The 17,232-nt window shown below is 64.8% G+C and carries 13 protein-coding genes; 7 read left to right on the top strand and 6 right to left on the bottom strand.

Annotation, left to right across the window (positions count from 1 at the left end; genetic code table 11):
• The first annotated feature begins 58 nt into the window (after positions 1-58).
• The 4 genes from T8T21_RS05870 to T8T21_RS05855 are packed head-to-tail and all read left to right on the top strand — an operon-like array spanning position 59 to position 4,382.
• Positions 59-427: a response regulator transcription factor gene (locus T8T21_RS05870; RefSeq protein ID WP_183475346.1), complete on the top strand. Its 369-nt coding sequence runs from the start codon at positions 59-61 to the stop codon at positions 425-427.
• On the top strand, positions 414-668 hold the full coding sequence (locus tag T8T21_RS05865) for a hypothetical protein (protein WP_183475347.1): 255 nt from the start codon (positions 414-416) through the stop codon (positions 666-668). The genes T8T21_RS05870 and T8T21_RS05865 overlap by 14 nt, the downstream gene beginning before the upstream one ends.
• Complete coding sequence (locus T8T21_RS05860; RefSeq protein WP_322337175.1) at positions 669-3,356, top strand: sensor histidine kinase; 2,688 nt, start codon at positions 669-671, stop codon at positions 3,354-3,356. It abuts the gene before it with no gap.
• Positions 3,357-3,410: 54 nt separating this feature from the next.
• A complete protein-coding gene (locus T8T21_RS05855; protein WP_322337174.1) occupies positions 3,411-4,382 on the top strand; it encodes a hypothetical protein in 972 nt (323 codons plus the stop codon).
• Here T8T21_RS05855 and T8T21_RS05850 read toward each other — a convergent pair.
• Positions 4,304-4,756, bottom strand: coding sequence for a TIGR01244 family sulfur transferase (locus tag T8T21_RS05850; protein ID WP_322337173.1), 453 nt, complete (start codon positions 4,754-4,756; stop codon positions 4,304-4,306). The two genes, T8T21_RS05855 and T8T21_RS05850, sit on opposite strands and share 79 nt — an antisense overlap.
• A gap of 146 nt (positions 4,757-4,902) precedes the next feature.
• Here T8T21_RS05850 and T8T21_RS05845 point away from each other — a divergent pair, with 146 nt between their 5' ends.
• Entirely contained in the window at positions 4,903-6,168 is a 1,266-nt protein-coding gene (locus tag T8T21_RS05845; protein ID WP_322337172.1) for an enoyl-CoA hydratase/isomerase family protein, read from the top strand.
• Here T8T21_RS05845 and T8T21_RS05840 read toward each other — a convergent pair.
• The gene (locus T8T21_RS05840; protein WP_183475352.1) at positions 6,155-6,370 is read right to left on the bottom strand and encodes a hypothetical protein; all 216 of its coding nucleotides are present in this window, start codon (positions 6,368-6,370) and stop codon (positions 6,155-6,157) included. The genes T8T21_RS05845 and T8T21_RS05840 overlap by 14 nt on opposite strands.
• 160 nt (positions 6,371-6,530) lie before the next feature.
• Here T8T21_RS05840 and T8T21_RS05835 point away from each other — a divergent pair, with 160 nt between their 5' ends.
• Positions 6,531-6,794, top strand: a complete 264-nt coding sequence (locus T8T21_RS05835) for a DUF2312 domain-containing protein (protein ID WP_183475353.1) — start codon at positions 6,531-6,533, stop codon at positions 6,792-6,794.
• Between the two features lie 13 nt (positions 6,795-6,807).
• Here T8T21_RS05835 and T8T21_RS05830 read toward each other — a convergent pair whose 3' ends face one another.
• Complete coding sequence (locus T8T21_RS05830) at positions 6,808-7,686, bottom strand: hypothetical protein (RefSeq protein ID WP_322337171.1); 879 nt, start codon at positions 7,684-7,686, stop codon at positions 6,808-6,810.
• Positions 7,687-7,828: 142 nt separating this feature from the next.
• Here T8T21_RS05830 and T8T21_RS05825 point away from each other — a divergent pair, with 142 nt between their 5' ends.
• Positions 7,829-9,481: an ABC transporter permease gene (locus tag T8T21_RS05825; protein ID WP_322337170.1), complete on the top strand. Its 1,653-nt coding sequence runs from the start codon at positions 7,829-7,831 to the stop codon at positions 9,479-9,481.
• An 820-nt stretch (positions 9,482-10,301) separates the two neighbouring features.
• Here T8T21_RS05825 and T8T21_RS05820 read toward each other — a convergent pair.
• The 3 genes from T8T21_RS05820 to T8T21_RS05810 all read right to left on the bottom strand — a co-directional run bounded on the left by T8T21_RS05820 (position 10,302) and on the right by T8T21_RS05810 (position 17,197).
• On the bottom strand, positions 10,302-13,271 hold the full coding sequence (locus T8T21_RS05820; RefSeq protein WP_322337169.1) for a type I restriction endonuclease subunit R: 2,970 nt from the start codon (positions 13,269-13,271) through the stop codon (positions 10,302-10,304).
• 552 nt (positions 13,272-13,823) lie between these two features.
• On the bottom strand, positions 13,824-15,155 hold the full coding sequence (locus T8T21_RS05815) for a restriction endonuclease subunit S (RefSeq protein WP_322337168.1): 1,332 nt from the start codon (positions 15,153-15,155) through the stop codon (positions 13,824-13,826).
• The gene (locus T8T21_RS05810; RefSeq protein WP_322337167.1) at positions 15,152-17,197 is read right to left on the bottom strand and encodes a type I restriction-modification system subunit M; all 2,046 of its coding nucleotides are present in this window, start codon (positions 17,195-17,197) and stop codon (positions 15,152-15,154) included. The genes T8T21_RS05815 and T8T21_RS05810 overlap by 4 nt, the downstream gene beginning before the upstream one ends.
• Positions 17,198-17,232: the final 35 nt, after the last annotated feature.

Genomic DNA, 17,232 nt, shown 5'->3' with positions numbered 1-17,232 from the left:
GCGATAGTGACGTCGCGGCCGTGGCTCCCGGGGGAGGGAGCCGGCGGAGGAGGAACGGATGGCCAGACGTGTCCTGCTGATCGAGGACGAGCCGAACATCATCGAGGCGGTCAGCTTCATCCTGTCGCGAGCCGGCTGGACGGTGCACACCCATTCCGACGGCGCCAGCGCGGTCGAACGGGTGCGTGCGCATCCACCCGAGCTAGTGATCCTCGACGCGATGCTGCCAGGGCGGTCGGGCTTCGACATTCTGCAGGAACTGCGCCAGGATGCGGCCACCCGCGATCTGCCGGTGATGATGCTGACCGCGCGCGGTCAGGCACGTGACCGCGAGCTCGCCCTGAGCCTGGGCGCGACCCATTTCATGACCAAGCCCTTCTCCAACGCCGAAGTGCTCGACCGGGTGCGGGATCTTGCCGGGGGCTGAGCCGCCATCGCGCCGGCCGGTCTTTCTGGCCCGTGCCTCCTACCGACGTCGACGGCTCCACGACGCGGCGCGCCTGGTGCCCTATGTGGCGGGGTTCTTGTGGGGGTTGCCGCTGCTGTGGCCGCGTGGCGAGACGCCGCTGTCGCTGGTGCTGGTCTATCTCTTCGCCACATGGGCGCTGAGCCTGGTAGGGGCCTGGCTGCTGGCGCGCGCCCTGCGGCGGGCCGGGCCGGAGGACTGAATGCTGGGCTTCAACGGCCTGATCGGCATCGCGCTGGTCTATGTGGTGTTCCTGTTCGGCGTCGCCTTCGCGGCCGAGCGGCGCGCCGCGACCGGGCGCGATGGCTGGCTGCGCAGCCCCTGGACCTACACGCTGTCGCTGTCGATCTACTGCACCGCCTGGACCTTCTACGGCGCGGTTGGCTACGCGGCGCGCTCAGGTCTCGAATATCTGACCATCTATCTCGGTCCGAGCCTGGTCATGCTGGGCTGGTGGTGGCTCCTGCGCAAGCTGGTGCGAGTGGGCCGTGCGCAACGGATCACCTCGATCGCCGACCTGATCTCCTCGCGCTACGGCAAGTCGACGCTCTTGGGCGTGATCGTCACGCTGCTCGCCGTGGTCGGTGTCACGCCCTACATCGCGCTGCAGCTGCAATCCATCGCCCAGTCGCTCGAGGTCTTCGCCCGCCCCGGCGCCGGAGCCTCGCCCGACGGCGGGGCCGTGGCGCTCTGGTCGGCGGCCGGGCTGGCGCTCTTCACGATCCTGTTCGGCACCCGCAACCTCGACGCCAATGAACGCCACCACGGGATCGTCATGGCCATCGCGGTCGAGGCGGTGGTCAAGCTCGGCGCGCTGCTGGCGATCGGTGTCTTCGTCGTGTGGGAGCTGGGCGGTGGCCCGGCCGAGATGCTGGCGCGGATCGACGCTTCGCCCATCGCCGCCTGGGAGCAGTCCGGTGGGCGCTGGATCGGCTTCACCCTGCTGTCGGCGGCGGCGCTGTTGTGCCTGCCGCGCATGTTTCAGGTGCTGGTCGTCGAGAATGCCGACGAGGCGCATCTGGGGACCGCCAGCTGGGCCTTTCCCCTCTATCTGCTCCTGATGAGCCTGTTCGTCGTGCCGATCGCGGTGATGGGGCTGGAGCGCCTGCCCACCGGCAACCCGGACATGTTCGTCCTTACCCTGCCATTGTCCGAAGGGCGCGACGGCTTGGCCGCCTGGGCGTTCCTGGGCGGCTTCTCCTCGGCCGCGTCGATGGTGATGGTCGCCACGATCGCGCTCGCGACCATGGTGTCGAACCACATCGTCGTGCCGCTATGGCTGCGGGCGCGGGTGCCTGGCGCGGTGATGTCGGGCGACGTGCGAGCGGTGGTGCTGACGGCGCGCCGGGTCTCGATCATCGGCGTGCTGGGCTTCGGCTATCTCTATTTCCGTTTGTCGGGCGGCGGTACCGCGCTGGCGGCGATCGGGCTCGTGGCCTTCGTCGGCGTGGTGCAGGTGCTTCCTGCGCTGCTGGGTGGGCTGTTCTGGCGCGGGGCCACCCGCTCCGGCGCGGCGGCGGGGCTGGTGATCGGCTTCGCGGTCTGGCTGTGGACCATGTTCCTGCCCAGCGTCGGCGGCGGCGGGGCGATCTCGGCGCAGGTGCTGGCGGAGGGGCCGTTCGGATTGGAATGGCTGCGGCCGCAGGCGCTGCTCGGCACCGGCGGTCTCGACCCGGTGCTGCACGCGGCGCTGTGGTCCCTGGCGCTCAACGCGGGGGCCTTCGTCGCGGTGTCGCTGATGAGCTTTCCCGGCCCGGTGGAGCGGCTTCAGGGCGCGCAGTTCGTCGGCGTGTTCGATCAGTCCGGCGGCCCGGGCCCCTGGTCGCGCGGCGGGGCCGATGCAGAGACGCTCCTGGTGATGGCGCAGCGGATCCTGGGCGCAACAGAGGCGCAGGCGATCTTTGCCCGCGCGGCGCGGGTCCAGGGCCGCCCCGGCGCGTTGCCTGAGGTGACGCCCGACTTCATTCGCGGCCTCGAGCGCGAGCTCGCAGGCTCGGTCGGGGCGGCCACCGCGCATGCCATGATCGGCCAGCTGACAGGCGGCGTCAGCGTCACCGTCGAAGAGCTGATCGCCGTGGCCGACGAGACCGCGCAGATCGTCGAGTATTCCGGCCGGCTGGAGCAGAAATCGGCCGAGTTGGAACGGACCGCGCTGGCGCTGCGCGACGCAAACGCCCAGCTCACCGCGCTGTCGGTCCAGAAGGACGGCTTTCTCAGCCAGGTGAGCCATGAGCTGCGCACGCCGATGACCTCGATCCGCGCCTTTGCGGAAATCCTGCGCGAGGGCGGGCTCAAGGAAGAGGAGCGGCACCGCTTCGCGTCGATCATCGGCGACGAGGCGGCGCGGCTGACACGGCTGCTCGACGATCTGCTCGACCTGTCGGTGCTCGAAGCGGGGCAGGGCCGGCTGGATTGGCGGCGGGTCGAGCTCGGCAAGGTGATCGACCGGGCGCTGGCCGCGGCGTTGGTCGAGCCCGAGGCGCTGCGGCTGGTGCGCGACCGCGCGGCCGAGGCAGTCGAGATCGAGACCGACCCGGACCGGTTGGCGCAGGTCTTCATCAACCTCGTCACAAATGCCCGGAAATACTGCGACGCGCCGCGCCCCGAGCTGCGGATCGAATGGCGGCCCGATCTCAACGCCGTCGATTTCATCGACAACGGTTCCGGCATCCCGGCAGAGCAGGGCCGGGTGATCTTTGAAAAATTCTCGCGGCTGGGCGATCCGCACAAGTCCGGTGGTGCCGGGCTGGGACTCGCGATCTGCCGCGAGATCATGACCCGCTTGGGCGGCGCCATTCGGCACCTGCCGGGCTCGGGCGGCACGACTTTCCGGGTCGAACTGCCGCGCGCCGACATGGCGTTAGCGATTGCGCAACCGGCATCGGGCTAGATCCGGGATCGGGACGGGCCGCCTTGGCCGCCGCGACGGGACAGGATGACCGCGATGACCCAGGAGCATTTGCTGCGCCGCCTGCTGGGCGGCGAGACGCGCCGCGCCGCGCCGCGCCTTCCCGGCGGCCCGGAGAGGCTGGCCCTGGCCCGCGCGGCGCAGGAAACGATCGGCCTGCCGCTCGGCATCCGAGGCCTGCAGCGGAAGCGCCGCGACCGCGAAGCGCTGGTCGCCGAACTTGACTCCGACGCGTTGCTGGTCGCCATCGGGCCGGGCGGCGCAGCCACGGGGCTGGCCGCGATCGACCCGCAGCTCCGCGCGGCGGTGGTCGAGGCCCAAACACTCGGTGCGCCGCGCGCCTCTCCGGCGCCATCCCAGCCGATCACCGGAACCGAGGCGGCGATGATGGCGCCGTTGCTGCAAGGGCTGCTCGACCGGCTGACGGCGCTGGAGGATGACGAGCAGGCCCGTCCGCTTGAACTTCGGCCCGGTGCCCGGCTCTCGGACGCGCGCGCGGCCGGGCTGCTCCTGCAGGAGGCGGAGTACGATCTGTTGTATTTCGATCTGGAAATCGGCCCCGGAAGCGGACGCTTCGGCGGGCTGATGCTGGCGCTGCCACGTCCTGCCGTCCCGCTTGCCGAGGCGCCGCAGGTTCGCTGGGCGGAGGCGCTGCGCGGCGCCGTGTTGCAGGCGCCGGCGGAGCTACAGGTGGTGCTGCACCGGATGCAGGTACCTGCCGCCGAAATCGGCAGCTTTGCGATCGGTGAAAAGGTGCCGCTGCCCGGCGTCGACCTGACCGCGGTCGCGTTGGAGGACGGGCAGGGGCACCGGATCGCCTCGGTCCGGCTGGGTCAGCAGGCAGGACTTCGGGCGATACGGCTCGCCGCGCCCGAAATTCGGCCTTCGTCACCGATCGAGATACCGTCCCGACCGGGGGGCGACGCGGTTCAGTCGGCGCCGGGTTCGTCGTCTTCGGACGGCTCGCGCAGCGCTTCGAGCTGCGGCCGCAGCCGCTCGAGATCATAGCCGGCCTTGGCGGTGGCGGCGATGATGTCGTCGGTTTCCATCCGGCCGACCTGGCCCAGCGACCAGACGATCGAGGAGCGGGTGCCGGAGGCGCAATAGGCCAGCACGGGGCCGTCCGAGGCCTCGAGCACCTGCATCTGGCGGTCCACCGTCTCGCGGTTCAGGCCCTGATGCGTCACCGAATTGACCGCGAAGCGCAGCCCGGCGGCCTCTGCGGCGATGCGCAGCGTTTCGGCCGAAAGCTCGCTGGGCACCTCCTCGTCGGGGCGGTTGCACAGCACGGTGGTGAAACCGGCTTCGGCGATGGCGGGAACGTCCTCCGGCGCGATCTGCGGGCTGACGGCGTAGTCGGGGCTGATGCGGCGAATATCCATGGCCGATGATTAGCCTGCGGCTTCGCGCGCGTAAAGCGGCGTTGCGCGGCGGTCAACGATCTCTCCTCATGGCTGCGCCGGGCCTTGCGCCGGGGCCGCGCGGCGCCGATCATGGTCCCGCAGGGGCAGCGTGCAAGGGGATGGCGATGGAGGACGGGCCGGTCAGGACGCGGATCGCGGACGGGATCGTCGAAGTGACGCTCGACCATGGGCCCGGCAACGCGCTCGGCGCCGCGACCCGCAGCGCGCTCTCCGCCGCGCTGGACCGGATCGAGGCGGATATCTCAGCTTCCGGTGGCCAGAACACGCCGCGCGGTGTGGTGCTGGCCGCGGAAAACGGCGTGTTCTCGGTTGGCCTCGACCTGCGCGAGCTCGATGCTGCGAGCGACGCCCCTCCCTTGCACCGGATCTACCGCAGGATCGAGCGACTGCCCGTTCCGGTGGTGGCGGCGCTTTCGGGAAGCGCGATCGGCGGCGGCGCCGAGCTGGCGCTGGCGGCGCATTACCGGCTGGCCGCCCCCGGCGCGCGGTTCGGGCTGCCCGACATCGTGCTCGGCCTGCCGCCCGGCGCCGGGGGCGGCCAGCGTCTCGCGGCGCTCTGCGGGGCCGAGGCAGCGCTCGACCTGCTGCTGAGCGGCCGTTCGGTGTCGGCCGAGGCGGCGCGCCGGGCCGGGGCGATCGACGGCGTGGTCGGCGAAGATCCGGTTGCGGCCGCGCACGAACTGGCCGCCCAACTAGCCGGGGCCGGGATCCGGCCCCGTCCGGTCGCCGGGCGGCGCGAACACATGGCCGACGGGGTCGGCTGGCTCGACGCGCTGCGCCGACGCAGGCGGGCGCTGCACGATGCACCGTTGCGCAGCGCGGCGCGGGTGATCGACTGCATCGAAGCGGCGCTGCTGCTGCCCGCGGCCTCGGCGTTGCGCTTCGAGCGGACGGCGCATCGCGACGCCCTCGCCGATCCGCAATTCGCGGCCTTGCGGCACGTCTATTTCGCGGAGCGCCGCGTCACGGGAACCTTGCTGGAGCGCGGGCCGGAAGGGCCGGTCCCGACCGCGCAGGGCCGCGGGCTTCTGGCGGCGCTGGCGCGCGGCAGCGAGGGCAGGACCGGCGAGCGTCTTCGGGCCGCTCTGCTGGCGCAGGGCGCGCGGCTGCTGGCGGCGGGCCGGGTGGCCCGCAGCGCGGATCTCGACGCGCTGGCGGTGCACGGGCTGGGCTGGTCCCGCCTCTCGGGCGGCCCCTTCCACGAATCGAGGGTGCTTGGCATCGCATCGCTGGTCGCGCGGATGCAGGGATGGGCCGACGAAGACCCGGTCTTCGAGGTAACGCCGCTGCTGCGCGCGGCGGCGCAGGCCGATGGTGATCTCGACGCGGCGCTCAGGCGCGGCCGCGTGCCCGAGGTCAGGACAGGATGATGCCGACCACCACCATCATCAGTCCCAGCATCGACAGCATCAGCGCCCCGATGTTGAGCGGCACGACCCGCGCCAGCCGGGCCCGCATCTCCGCATCCTCGAGGCCCTGACGCCGGAGCCGCAGCACCGCCAGCAAGCTCCACAGGATCGCGGCGAAACCCGCGGCCGTGATCGCCGCGCCGATCCAGATGACGATCTCCATGCCCGTTCTCCCGGCTGATCCGCGTTCGCTGCCGGACTAGCCCTGCGGACGACGCGGCACAAGCCCGCCTGCCGCCGGGATGCATGGCGCGGGGCGCTTGATGCCGCCCCTGCCGGGCGATAGGGAAGGGGCCCGACACCCGCCCCGACAGGAGAGAGACATGAGCGACGCGTCCGTGATCGATGTGCAGAGCAACGCGGCCGGCGAGGAGCTGCGCCAGTTCATCGAGCGCGTCGAGCATCTCGAAGCCGAAAAGAAGGACATCGCCGAGCAGATCAAGGAAGTGATGGCCGAGGCCAAGGGGCGCGGCTACGACACCAAGATCCTGCGCAAGGTGATCGCCCTGCGCAAGCGCGAGCCCGACGACATCGCCGAGGAAGAGGCGGTGCTCGACATGTACAAGGCCGCGCTCGGAATGAGCTGAGACTTCTCGCCGCTCAGGCGGCGAGAAACCGCACCCCCTCCATCGCCGCGATCCGCTGCAGGTCCGCCTCGTAGATCGCGGTGAGGTCGGCCAGCAGCGCCGTGTCCCACCCCGGCAGGTCGATCTCGGTCTCGACCGCCTCGGCGCGGGCGTATTTGTCCAGAAAAGCCGAGACCACCCTGCGCTGCTGGGCAGCATTGGCCGGTGGATGCGAAGCGAGGTAGTCGCGTAGCCGTGCAGCACCTTCGGGGCGCATGATCTCGTCCACCAGATCGAGCCCGCCCTCGACCGGGGCATCCTCGTCAAGCCCGGCCAGTGCCCGCACCAGCTCGGGCCAGATCAACGCCGAATCCTCGTCGCACCAAACCGTCAGCCGCACCTCCGGCGCCGCCTGTCGCAGCCGGAACACAACGTCCGACCACAGGATCGTTCTGGGGTCGAGCCCGGCCATGAACTCGTCGAAGCCGCGGCCGCGCGCCTGCTCCCAGCAGGCCGGCAGGAAGCTCGCGGGGTTGCGGATGCCGAGGAACATCTCGATCCGGTCCTCGGGAAACAGCGCCGCGAGCGAGCGCGCCTTGAAGCCCGCCAGCTCGTGAAAGCACCCCGCCTCACAGATCCGGGCCGGCGTGCAGATGAAGGCCGGGTTGCCGAGCACCAGGCGCTCGGTGGTCTCGCCATGGTCGAGGATCGCATCGATCAGCACGTCGCGGGTGTCCGGCTCGGGCGAGCCGCCGCGCAGATGCTGGATCGTCTCGCGCAAAAGCCGCCGGTAGCGCGCCGGGTTGGGCACCCTTGTGCCGCGCCCCGCGAGGGTGGGCAGGTTCTTGGTCACCGATCTGAGCAGGCGGTCCTCATCGGTGCAGTTGGCGCCGATGTGAAAGGCGATGTCCATGCGCGTATGGTCCTTCCACCCGCCCGGAGCGGGTCTGTTCGTGTCCGGCCCTGGCCAAGACCGGGGAGGTCGGGCGGCCGTATCCGATCCTTTATAGTCTGTTATCTGGACAGCGAAACAGCTTTGAGCTACCGCGGCCCCCATGTCCGATAAAACCAGTCAGACAAGTCCGCTTGCACGGTTTAGCCGCCCCGACCCCTGGTCGGTCGGCGCCGTTCTGATCGCGGCGCTGGTGCTGCTGCCGGTGCTGTCGGTGATCTGGCTGGCCTTCCATCCCGACGACAACATCTGGCCGCACCTGCTGTCGACGACGCTGCCGCGCTACCTCGGCAACACCGTCCTGCTGATGCTGGCGGTCGGGGCAATCACCGCCGCCACCGGGGCGGGCGCGGCCTGGCTGGTGGTGATGTACCGGTTTCCCGGCCATGGCTGGCTGCAATGGGCGCTGCTGCTGCCGCTCGCGGTGCCGGCCTATGTCGGGGCCTACGCATTGGTCGACTTCCTCGAATATGCCGGGCCGGTCCAGACCGGTCTGCGGGCGCTGATGGGCTGGCAGGATGCGCGCGACTATGCCTTTCCGCAGATCCGGTCGCGTGGGGCGGCGATCGTGGTGCTGTCGGCGGCGCTCTACCCCTATGTCTATCTGCTGGCCCGCGCGGCGCTGCGCGAGCAGTCCGGTGCCGGCTTCGAAGTGGCCCGCGCGCTGGGCGTCGGCCCTTGGGGGCGGTTCTTCCGGGTCGGACTGCCACTGGTCCGCCCCGCCATCGCCGCGGGCGTGGCGGTGGTGATGATGGAGACGGTGAACGATTTCGGCGTGGTCGACTACTTCGCCGTCCAGACCCTGACCACCGGGATCTTCAGCGTCTGGCTGCAGGCCGGCAATCTCGGCGGCGCGGCGCAGATCGCGACGCTGGTGCTGGCGATGATCGTCTTTCTGGTGACGCTTGAGAAGCTGAGCCGCCGCCGCTCGCGCTTCTTCGGCTCGGCGCGACAGCCCCGGCCGGTGACGCCGGTGCGGCTCACGGGCAGGCAGGGGGCGCTGGCCTTCGCCGCCTGTCTGGCGCCGTTCCTGATGGGCTTCGTGCTGCCGGTCGCGGTGCTGGCGAGCCATGCCTTTGACGCGCGCGAATGGGTCGCGCCGGGGCTGAGCCGGGCGCTGTTCCACACGCTCACCACCGGCGGCATCGCGGCCTTCGTCACCGTGCTGGCCGGGCTGTTCATGGTCTATGGCACCCGGCTCTCCGGGCATCGCCTGCCGGTGCTGCTCCTGCCGGTAACCGCGATCGGCTATGCCGCGCCGGGGGCGGTGCTGGGCATCGGCATCCTGATCCCGCTGGCGGGCTTCGACAACGCGCTGGCCGATGCGGTGCTGGCGCTGACCGGTCACGATCCAGGGCTGCTTCTGACCGGCACGGCGGCGGCGCTGGTGCTGGCCTATTGCGTGCGGTTTTTCGCCATCGCGCAGGGCACCGCGGACGCGGCGCTGGGCCGGGTCTCGCCCAGCCTGCCGATGGCGGCGCGGTCCTTGGGGCAGAGCGCCGGCGGCACGCTGCGCCGGGTTCACGTGCCCCTGATCCGCGCCAGCGTCGGCTCGGCGCTGCTGCTGGTCTTCGTCGACTGCATGAAGGAGCTGCCCGCGACGCTGCTGCTGCGGCCCTTCGGCTACGACACGCTGGCGACCCGGGTGCATGCCAAGGCCAGTCTCGAGAACATCGCCGAGGCCGCCCCGGCCGCGCTGATGATCACTGCCGTCGGGCTGGTGGCGGTCGGACTTCTGGCGCGCGCGAACCGCTGAAGGGCACGGCGCACGGCTGCGAGCGCGCGATGGGTGCCCCCGCGGGTCGATTACGCTTCATGATGTTCCGATGTCTGGTGCCGGCAGAGGGAGTTTTGTTCCCGTTGCAGGCACTTCCGTCGCTGTACGCCCCAGCAAAACAAGGGGTATCCGTACTCGCGCTAGGCGGTCAACAGGCACGGTCTGTACTACGGTTTGTACTACGGCTGGCCGGTGGCGTAGCTTTGGCTAACGGCAGCTCAGGAAGGGCCTGCTGGTACCGGAGGCGAGCATGATCGCTACGTCTCGTCAGGAGTCTTGAGAGGGCCGTGGAGAGTCATCTCGTGGTTCGGGAGTGGGTTACCCTTCCAAGGCCAAGATGGCGCTGTGCGATTCACTGCGAGGCTCTCCGTGGCTGCGCTGGGCGGTGGGGGGGCGAGTGCCACCCCAGGGGGTATGGGATATCGTGTACAGCCCCGACCGGCGAAGAGGTCTGAAGGTTGTCAACTTGCTCAGTCGTGGCGGGGCATCGGTCCGCATGGCGCCGTCGAAGAGCCAACCGGCACAGTTGACGAACACCCAGAACAGAGGGGGGAGCCGGCTCCGTGTACCCTTGACCTGTAACCTTGGCCCGGGGGGTATAGCCCCGTTACGCGGACAAAGTGCTATTAGTATATATATAGCTTCTTGTCCGGCTAAGGGGCTTCTTCACGGAAGACTTCCTCCACATGGGGATCACTAACCCCCGCCCACCCTGATCCTTCGATCTCCGGATCGCCATTCACGAGGAGCCGGACGGCACGCTCCAACGAGAAATGCCCCACCGAGATCATCCCGTGGCTCAAACCCGGCTCTCGGTAGCCATTCGCATCGCTCTGTTGAAGAAGTGCCGTGTGGCTTGGTCACGCGCGTCCTTGTCGGTCATTACGGCGCTGCGCATCTCGTTGTCCTTCTGGAACATCCGAACCATTCCTTGGAAGAAGGCACGTTCGAATGTCCCGTAGACGACATCCGCCGGGTTGTTCCTCATCATATCCGTCATCTCATCGTCCATGATCTCGCGATTTACGCGTTCGAACCGGAGGAAGTCGTCCCGCGAGAAGTTGGTCCCGTGCCGCTCGTTGAAGGAGTCGATGATCTCGGACAGCGACCGCTCTTCCTCTTCCGTGTACCGGTTAGCGCCAAATTCCGTGATCGCGGACAGCTTTTTGGTATCGTCCGCTTGCAAGGAGGCAGACCCTTCAGCCCCTTTCTGCACACGGAATGCCGATAGCTGCAGCATATCCTCCGTGACTGCGATGTCTGCGGGGACTTCCCGGGACGGCAGCAAGCGGGAAAGCCATGAGACGTAGGCAAACAGCTTCTCAAGCCACGGATCACCCAAGGCCACGATCTGAGCTACGAACGAGTAGAAGCGTATGTAGCTGCGAAGGAGCTGCCTGAACTCCTCCTGCTGTGCCTCATCGTCATCGACCTCAAAACGTCCCACAGCCTCCTTCACCAAGCCTTCCAGGCGAACCCGGTCTTGGCCACTGAGGTTGCCCCTGAAGAACGTATCGGCAAAACGCTCCACGTCTCTGCGAATGGTGTACGGGGAGGCCGAAATCCGGCTTTCGAGATCGTAGATCTGATTGAGGTCGGTCCGCTCTTCCAGCTCTGTGGCCTCAAAGTACGGCGCAAAGGCGTCACGGATCTCCTCCATCGTGTTCTGGAAATCGAGAACAAAGGTACGCTTCTTCCCCGGGCAGGTACGATTCAGCCGGGCAAGGGTCTGCACCGCTTGCAGGCCAGCGAGCTTGCGGTCGACATACATCGCGACCAACTTCGGCTGATCGAATCCAGTTTGGTATTTCTCGGCAACGACCAGCACCTGATACTCATCTGTATCAAATCGCTGCGGTAGCTCCGTCTCGGGGAAGCCGTTCGCTGCAGCCTCGGTCCAGTCGTTGTCATCGACACGCAGGTCGCCCGAGAACGCGACCAAGGCCTTCAGGTCGGAATACCCCTTCTCCTCGATGTAAGTCTTGATCTGCTGCCAGTAGCGGAATGCGTGTTCACGGCTTTGCGTGACCACCATGGCCTTGGCCTGACCATCGAGTTCGCCTCGTACATGACGCCGGAAGTGTTCGACGATGATCTCCACCTTCTGCCCAATCGCAGACGGGTGAAGAGAAGCGTATTTCGCGACGGCCCTCTGCGCATTCTTGCCCTTGAACGCAGGATCCTCCTCGATCGCCTTCTCCAGCTTGTAGTAGGCCGAATAGGTCATGTAGTTCTGGAGGACATCCAGGATGAACCCTTCCTCGATGGCTTGACGCATCGAGTAGAGGTGGAACGGATGCGGGTTGCCGTCCCCCCCCAGACGTCCGAACCGCTCCAAGGTCACGTTCCGAGGTGTCGCCGTGAAGGCGAGGAAAGAGATGTTCTTCTGCGGTCCTCTCGCGGCCTGATGAGCTAGGATCATGTCCTCGATGTCTTCGGAAGAGGTCTTCTCCCGTGTCAGCGCGTCGCTCATGGCCTGTGCCGCCTTGCCGGACTGCGAGGAATGCGCCTCGTCGATGATCACGGCGAAGTTCTTTGAGGACTGACCCGAAATGGTCGCCAGATGCTCGGTACCGAACTTCTGGATGGTGGTGATGATGATCCGCTTGCCTTGCTCGATGGCCTGTTTCAGGTCACGGGAGGTGCCGTCGATCTTCTTCACCACGCCTTCGGTTTGGGCAAACCCACTGATCGTGTTCTGCAACTGGCGGTCCAGAACCAAGCGGTCAGTGACGATGATCGCCGTATCGAACAGGGGCCGGTCAGCCTCGTCGTGCAGGTTGATAATCTGGTGAGCCGTCCAAGCAATGGTGTTGGACTTACCCGAGCCTGCGCTGTGCTGGATCAGGTAGTTCTGTCCCGCGCCGGTGGCCTTGGCATCGGACAGAATACGCCGAACGGCATCCAACTGCTGAAACCGGGGGAAGATCAGCACCTCCTTGCCGCCTGACCGCTCCAAATGAATGAACCGCCCGATGAGGTCCAGCAACACTTCACGCGAGAAGGCCGCCTTCGCCCCCGGCTGATCCTTGTAGAGGTAGGCAATGCGGTTCTCGTCCGGCACATCCAGGTTCCCGGCGCCGCCCTCCCGTCCCCGATTAAAGGGCAGGAAGCGCGTCTTGCCATTCATCAGCCGGGTAGTCATCGACACGTTGTCCGGATCCACGGCGAAATGGACGATAGCCCCGCGCTTGAACGTCAGAAGTGGCTCACCAGCAGGAGAGCGATCCTTGCGGTACTGGGCTTCGGCATGCTTGAAGGTCTGCCCGGTCAGCGGGTTCTTCACCTCCATCGTGGTGACGGGAATACCGTTCACGAAGGTCACGATGTCGATGGCGTTTGCGTTCTTCGAGGAGTACCGCACCTGCCGCATAACCGACAGGATATTGGCCTCGAACAGTCGGGTCAGGTCCGGGTTCAGGTTGGACGCCGGCTTGAAGTAGCAGAGCTTGATATTGATGTTCGGAACCAGCTTGATGCCTTGGCGCATCACCTGATGGGTAGGCTGCTCCTTCAAGGCCTTTTCCAGCCGCTTCAGAACCTCTGCTTCGGCCTGCGTGCTGTAGTGATCCACTAGCGTTTGCCACGCCTCTGGTTGGGTGTCCCGCAGGAAGCGGAACAGCAGATCACGGTCCAGCGCGTAGGCAACGTCATAGTCTGTAGCAGGATCGCGTTCGAGATAGCCCTGCTTCGAGGTCAGGCAACTCACGATATGTGCTTCGAAGACCTTCTCCTGATGAATGTCGGCGGGGGTATGAGCTTCAAACATCAGACCTCTCAACAGGGCATGCAGTTAACAAATACGTCTGCGTGGGAAATAGGTGATGGGTTCTAGTACCGTCCAAGCTGCAATGAGCTTTGTTGAGGTGGGTCAAACTGTCGGAATCCGCTAGCTTTAGTCGGTTCTGTGTAACCTCATTTATCGCGGTCCAGTGATGGTGCTTGCCTTCTAAGCCTAGTATTGCCGTCCGGCCCATGGATGGATTGACGTGATCGGCCAGCTCACGCCAAAACTGATCGAGTTGACCTTCCTTGGCTCTCCAAGCAACGACCCTCTGAACGGAGATGTTGTACTCAAGTGCTAGAGTACGGCTAGCAACGTCGACTAACTTCCCAAGCTTCCTGAAATCAATGCCTTCAGAGATGATATCCCCGATAGGCCGCCCATCATCCAAGAGATTGGTAAGTTTGCAGAAAAGGTTACTTCGGTAGTCGTAGTTCAGCCGGCCGCCCAGCAGTAGGTCGCAAGCATTGACGATGGCGTATACCCCACACAAGCCGTCGAGAGACCCTTGAGCAGATGCTTTGAACGTTCGTATGCTCACACCTCCAACTCCTCTTGAATGGCGTCCAGTTGCCGGTCCACGGTGCCGGATCTGCCATAGTGCTGCACATTGATCTGCCCTGTAACGGCGGCGGTGATCAGTGCAGAGCGGTATTCCTTAAGGCGGTCGATGGAGGCATTGGTGTTATGACTTATTACGGTCGTTTTCTGCGTCACCGTGTCGAGATAGTCCGCAATCCGTTTCTGTTCATCGACTGGGGGAACTTTAAGGTACAACTTTGTGAACGCTCTATTGGGAAGGTGCGTTTGGTTGAAGCCGTCATTGTAGCGCAGCAATTGGATGTTTCGGTTCAACTGATAGCAGAAGAAGCGAGGATCTCCCTCCCGTACTGTGATCAAACACACACGCTGATTGATCGCGTATAACCGGTTTTGATCTATAAGGAAGGCCCGCGCCAATGCTCGGCCGTTCGGCAGGTCACTCATTACCATGGCGATATCGTTTACTTTAGCCGGGGTCAGGTTCTTAGTGCAACGTCGGTACTTTTCCCCATTTGTGGAGACAAAACGAGCGGTGACGCAAACGTATTTGCCATCCTCTTCGATGAAAGGTTCATGCGCTTTACCCTGAACAAAACGGCAGATAGTAGATAGAGGCTGTTCGCCCCAATGCTCGGCAAGGTCATCTCCGGCGAGAACACGGCTTGGTCTCTTCGAAACGTTAGGATTCAATCCCCAAGAGATGCATTGCCTGATAGTTTCCTCTGTCTTCTCTCCCAGCAAGGCCACCAACCGCTGCTTTTCTTCGATCAGTTGGTCAATTCTTGCGGTCTCGCGGTCCAGAAAGTCGGCAATCTGGCGTTGGATCGAGATATCGGGTACCCACACGTCGCTGCGGAATAGATTTCTATCGTCGAGGTTTTGGATACCTGTGTTCTGCTTGATAAACTGGTGGCTATATCCGCTCATGTAGTGAGCAGCGATCAGGTAGAGAAAGTATCGGTTCCAGACGTCTTTGTACGGTCGTACTCTGGCGACGAAGTTAGACGTTACTGCATCCACGTCCTCATCAAATGAGACTACGCGACCTACGGGGGTTTTCTCGCCACCACCTGACTTCTCGATTACGATATCACCAGAGCGAAGTTGAAGGTTCTTGAACTGCTGTTTCTTGAACGAACGTGTCGTTGGGTCACTAAGCTTAAGAGACAGCCGCGACCAATCAAAGTCTGCAACACGCACGCATACGGCGTCGATCTCATCTTCGCCCGCCTCGCTTCCCCAAGCACCATTTTTAGGTCCTTGAGCGAGGTGCCGCAAAGAAGTGCGTTTCCACCCTGCCGGAACGGATTGAAACAGGGTACTCAATCGACCACCTCCTGCAGCAGGCCTGCAATCTCAGCTTCCAGCGCCTTCAGCTCGGCGTCGATCTCTGACAGCGGCCGGGGCGGCGTGTACTTGTAGAAGTAGCGATTGAAGTTGATTTCGTAGCCCACACGGCCAACACCACCGTCCTGCGCGTCGGTGTGGCTCTCGTCCACCCAAGCATCGGGGACGAAGGGCAGAACCTCGCGCTGCACGTACTCCCGCCAGTCATTTTCCAGCGGCACCAGTTCGTGATCGCGCAGATCGGTATCAGGTTCGGGCTTGCCGTCCGTGCCGATACAGACCATAGCGTCCTCGTCCCGCTCCGACAGGGCGGACAGGATCGCCTTCTTCACCGGGGCGGCGACCTTGAGGCCCGCACCCTTCAGCGCCACTGTCAGGGCCTTCTCGAACTTGGCCCTGTCCAGCCACCGTTGGCCCACAGCGAGGCTTTCTCGCAGTGTGGTCAGAATGGCGTCTCGTTCGGCTGCGTCCAGTTTCGCGAAGGGCTTTACTTCCTGCAGTGCTTGCAGGGCCTGGTCGGTCACTTCGAAGGCCAGTTTCAGGGGGCGTTCGACACGGATCTCCCGGTAACCGAAATCGGTGGTCTTGAAGATCTTCGAGTATTCGCCCCAGCCCGCCTCGCCGTTCAGCATCTCGGCATAGATCCGAGAGATCTCGTCACAAGCCTCTGCTGTGATTTCGCGACGCTTGGAGCCGAGCGACTTCCTCATGGACTTCCAGAACCGTTCGCCGCTGGCGTCAATCAGTTGCACCTTGCCCTGGCGGTCCCGCGTCTTGCGATTGGTCAGAAGCCACACATAGGTCTGGATGCCCGTGTTGTAGAAGAGATCCGTGGGCAGGGCGATAATCGCTTCGACCCAGTCGTTTTCCAGCATCCAGCGCCGGATCTCGCTTTCCCCCGACCCCGCGCCACCCGTGAACAGTGGCGAGCCGTTCATGACGATGCCGATACGGGATCCTTGCCCGTCATCGCGCATCTTCGAGATCATATGCTGCAGGAACAGGAGTTGCCCGTCCGATACGCGCGGCAACCCGGCTCCGAACCGCCCCTCCATGCCAAGCGCCTCCGCTTCGGCCACGATGGCGTCCTTGTACTTCTTCCAATCCACGCCGTAGGGCGGGTTGGACAGCATGTAGTGGAAGCGCCGCCCCTCATGGGCGTCCTGCGTCAGCGTGTTGCCGAAGGCGATGTTCTCAGGATCATGACCCGTGACCAACATGTCCGATTTGCAGATCGCAAAGGATTCCGGATTTAGCTCCTGCCCGAAAAGCTCCACCCGGATCCGCTCGTTCAGTGCCTTCATCTCCATCTCTGCGATGGACAGCATGCCGCCGGTACCTGCTGCCGGATCATAGACCTGCCGAATTACTCCGCTGCCGGTCAGGGCATCATGGTCATTGATGAGGAGCAGCGACACGATGAGGCGGATCACCTCGCGCGGGGTGTAGTGTTCGCCTGCGGTCTCGTTCGAGATCTCCGAGAAGCGGCGGATCAGTTCCTCGAACAGGTAGCCCATTTCGAGGTTGGAGATAGCTTCGGGGTGGAGGTCGATATGGGTGAACTGCTCGAAGACGGTGAAGAGCAGTCCCGCGTCGTTCAGCCGCTTCAACTGATCGGTGAACAAGAACTTCTCGAGGAAGATGTCACGTACGTTCGGGGAGAACTTGGTGACGTAGTCCAGAAGGTTGCTGTGGACGTCCTTGGCGTCCTGACCCTTGAGGCTCTCGAAGGTGAAGCGTGACAGGTTGTAGAGCTGCATGTTCTGACCAGCAGCGCCGAACAGGATCGTGTCCCGGGCCTTATCGTCGATGTCCTTCGGCAGGCTGTCGGCCATATCGAGGACAGCACTCTTGGTCCCTTCGAGAATGCAGTCGAGACGCCGCAGAACGACGAAGGGCAGGATCACCTTGCCATACTCCGACTGCTTGAAGTCCCCGCGCAGCGTCTCAGCGATGGACCATACGAAGGCACTCAGGGGCTTGATGTCAGTTCCGCTCATTTTCTCCAGTTCCGCGATCATCAAGCGTTCAGATCGACTAAGACTTTCTTAAAGGT

Source organism: Limimaricola variabilis (assembly GCF_034371605.1).
GTDB lineage: Bacteria > Pseudomonadota > Alphaproteobacteria > Rhodobacterales > Rhodobacteraceae > Limimaricola > Limimaricola variabilis.
Note: the sequence above shows the minus strand (reverse complement) of the source record. Positions and strands in the feature narration are given on the sequence as shown.

Coding starts and splice junctions, on each gene's coding strand:
- T8T21_RS05830 (WP_322337171.1), bottom strand. CDS start 7,686: ATGGACATCGCCTTTCACATCGGCGCCAACTGCACCGATGAGGACCGC.
- T8T21_RS05820 (WP_322337169.1), bottom strand. CDS start 13,271: ATGTTTGAAGCTCATACCCCCGCCGACATTCATCAGGAGAAGGTCTTC.
- T8T21_RS05835 (WP_183475353.1), top strand. CDS start 6,531: ATGAGCGACGCGTCCGTGATCGATGTGCAGAGCAACGCGGCCGGCGAG.
- T8T21_RS05860 (WP_322337175.1), top strand. CDS start 669: ATGCTGGGCTTCAACGGCCTGATCGGCATCGCGCTGGTCTATGTGGTG.
- T8T21_RS05810 (WP_322337167.1), bottom strand. CDS start 17,197: ATGATCGCGGAACTGGAGAAAATGAGCGGAACTGACATCAAGCCCCTG.
- T8T21_RS05870 (WP_183475346.1), top strand. CDS start 59: ATGGCCAGACGTGTCCTGCTGATCGAGGACGAGCCGAACATCATCGAG.
- T8T21_RS05825 (WP_322337170.1), top strand. CDS start 7,829: ATGTCCGATAAAACCAGTCAGACAAGTCCGCTTGCACGGTTTAGCCGC.
- T8T21_RS05850 (WP_322337173.1), bottom strand. CDS start 4,756: ATGGATATTCGCCGCATCAGCCCCGACTACGCCGTCAGCCCGCAGATC.
- T8T21_RS05840 (WP_183475352.1), bottom strand. CDS start 6,370: ATGGAGATCGTCATCTGGATCGGCGCGGCGATCACGGCCGCGGGTTTC.
- T8T21_RS05845 (WP_322337172.1), top strand. CDS start 4,903: ATGGAGGACGGGCCGGTCAGGACGCGGATCGCGGACGGGATCGTCGAA.
- T8T21_RS05855 (WP_322337174.1), top strand. CDS start 3,411: ATGACCCAGGAGCATTTGCTGCGCCGCCTGCTGGGCGGCGAGACGCGC.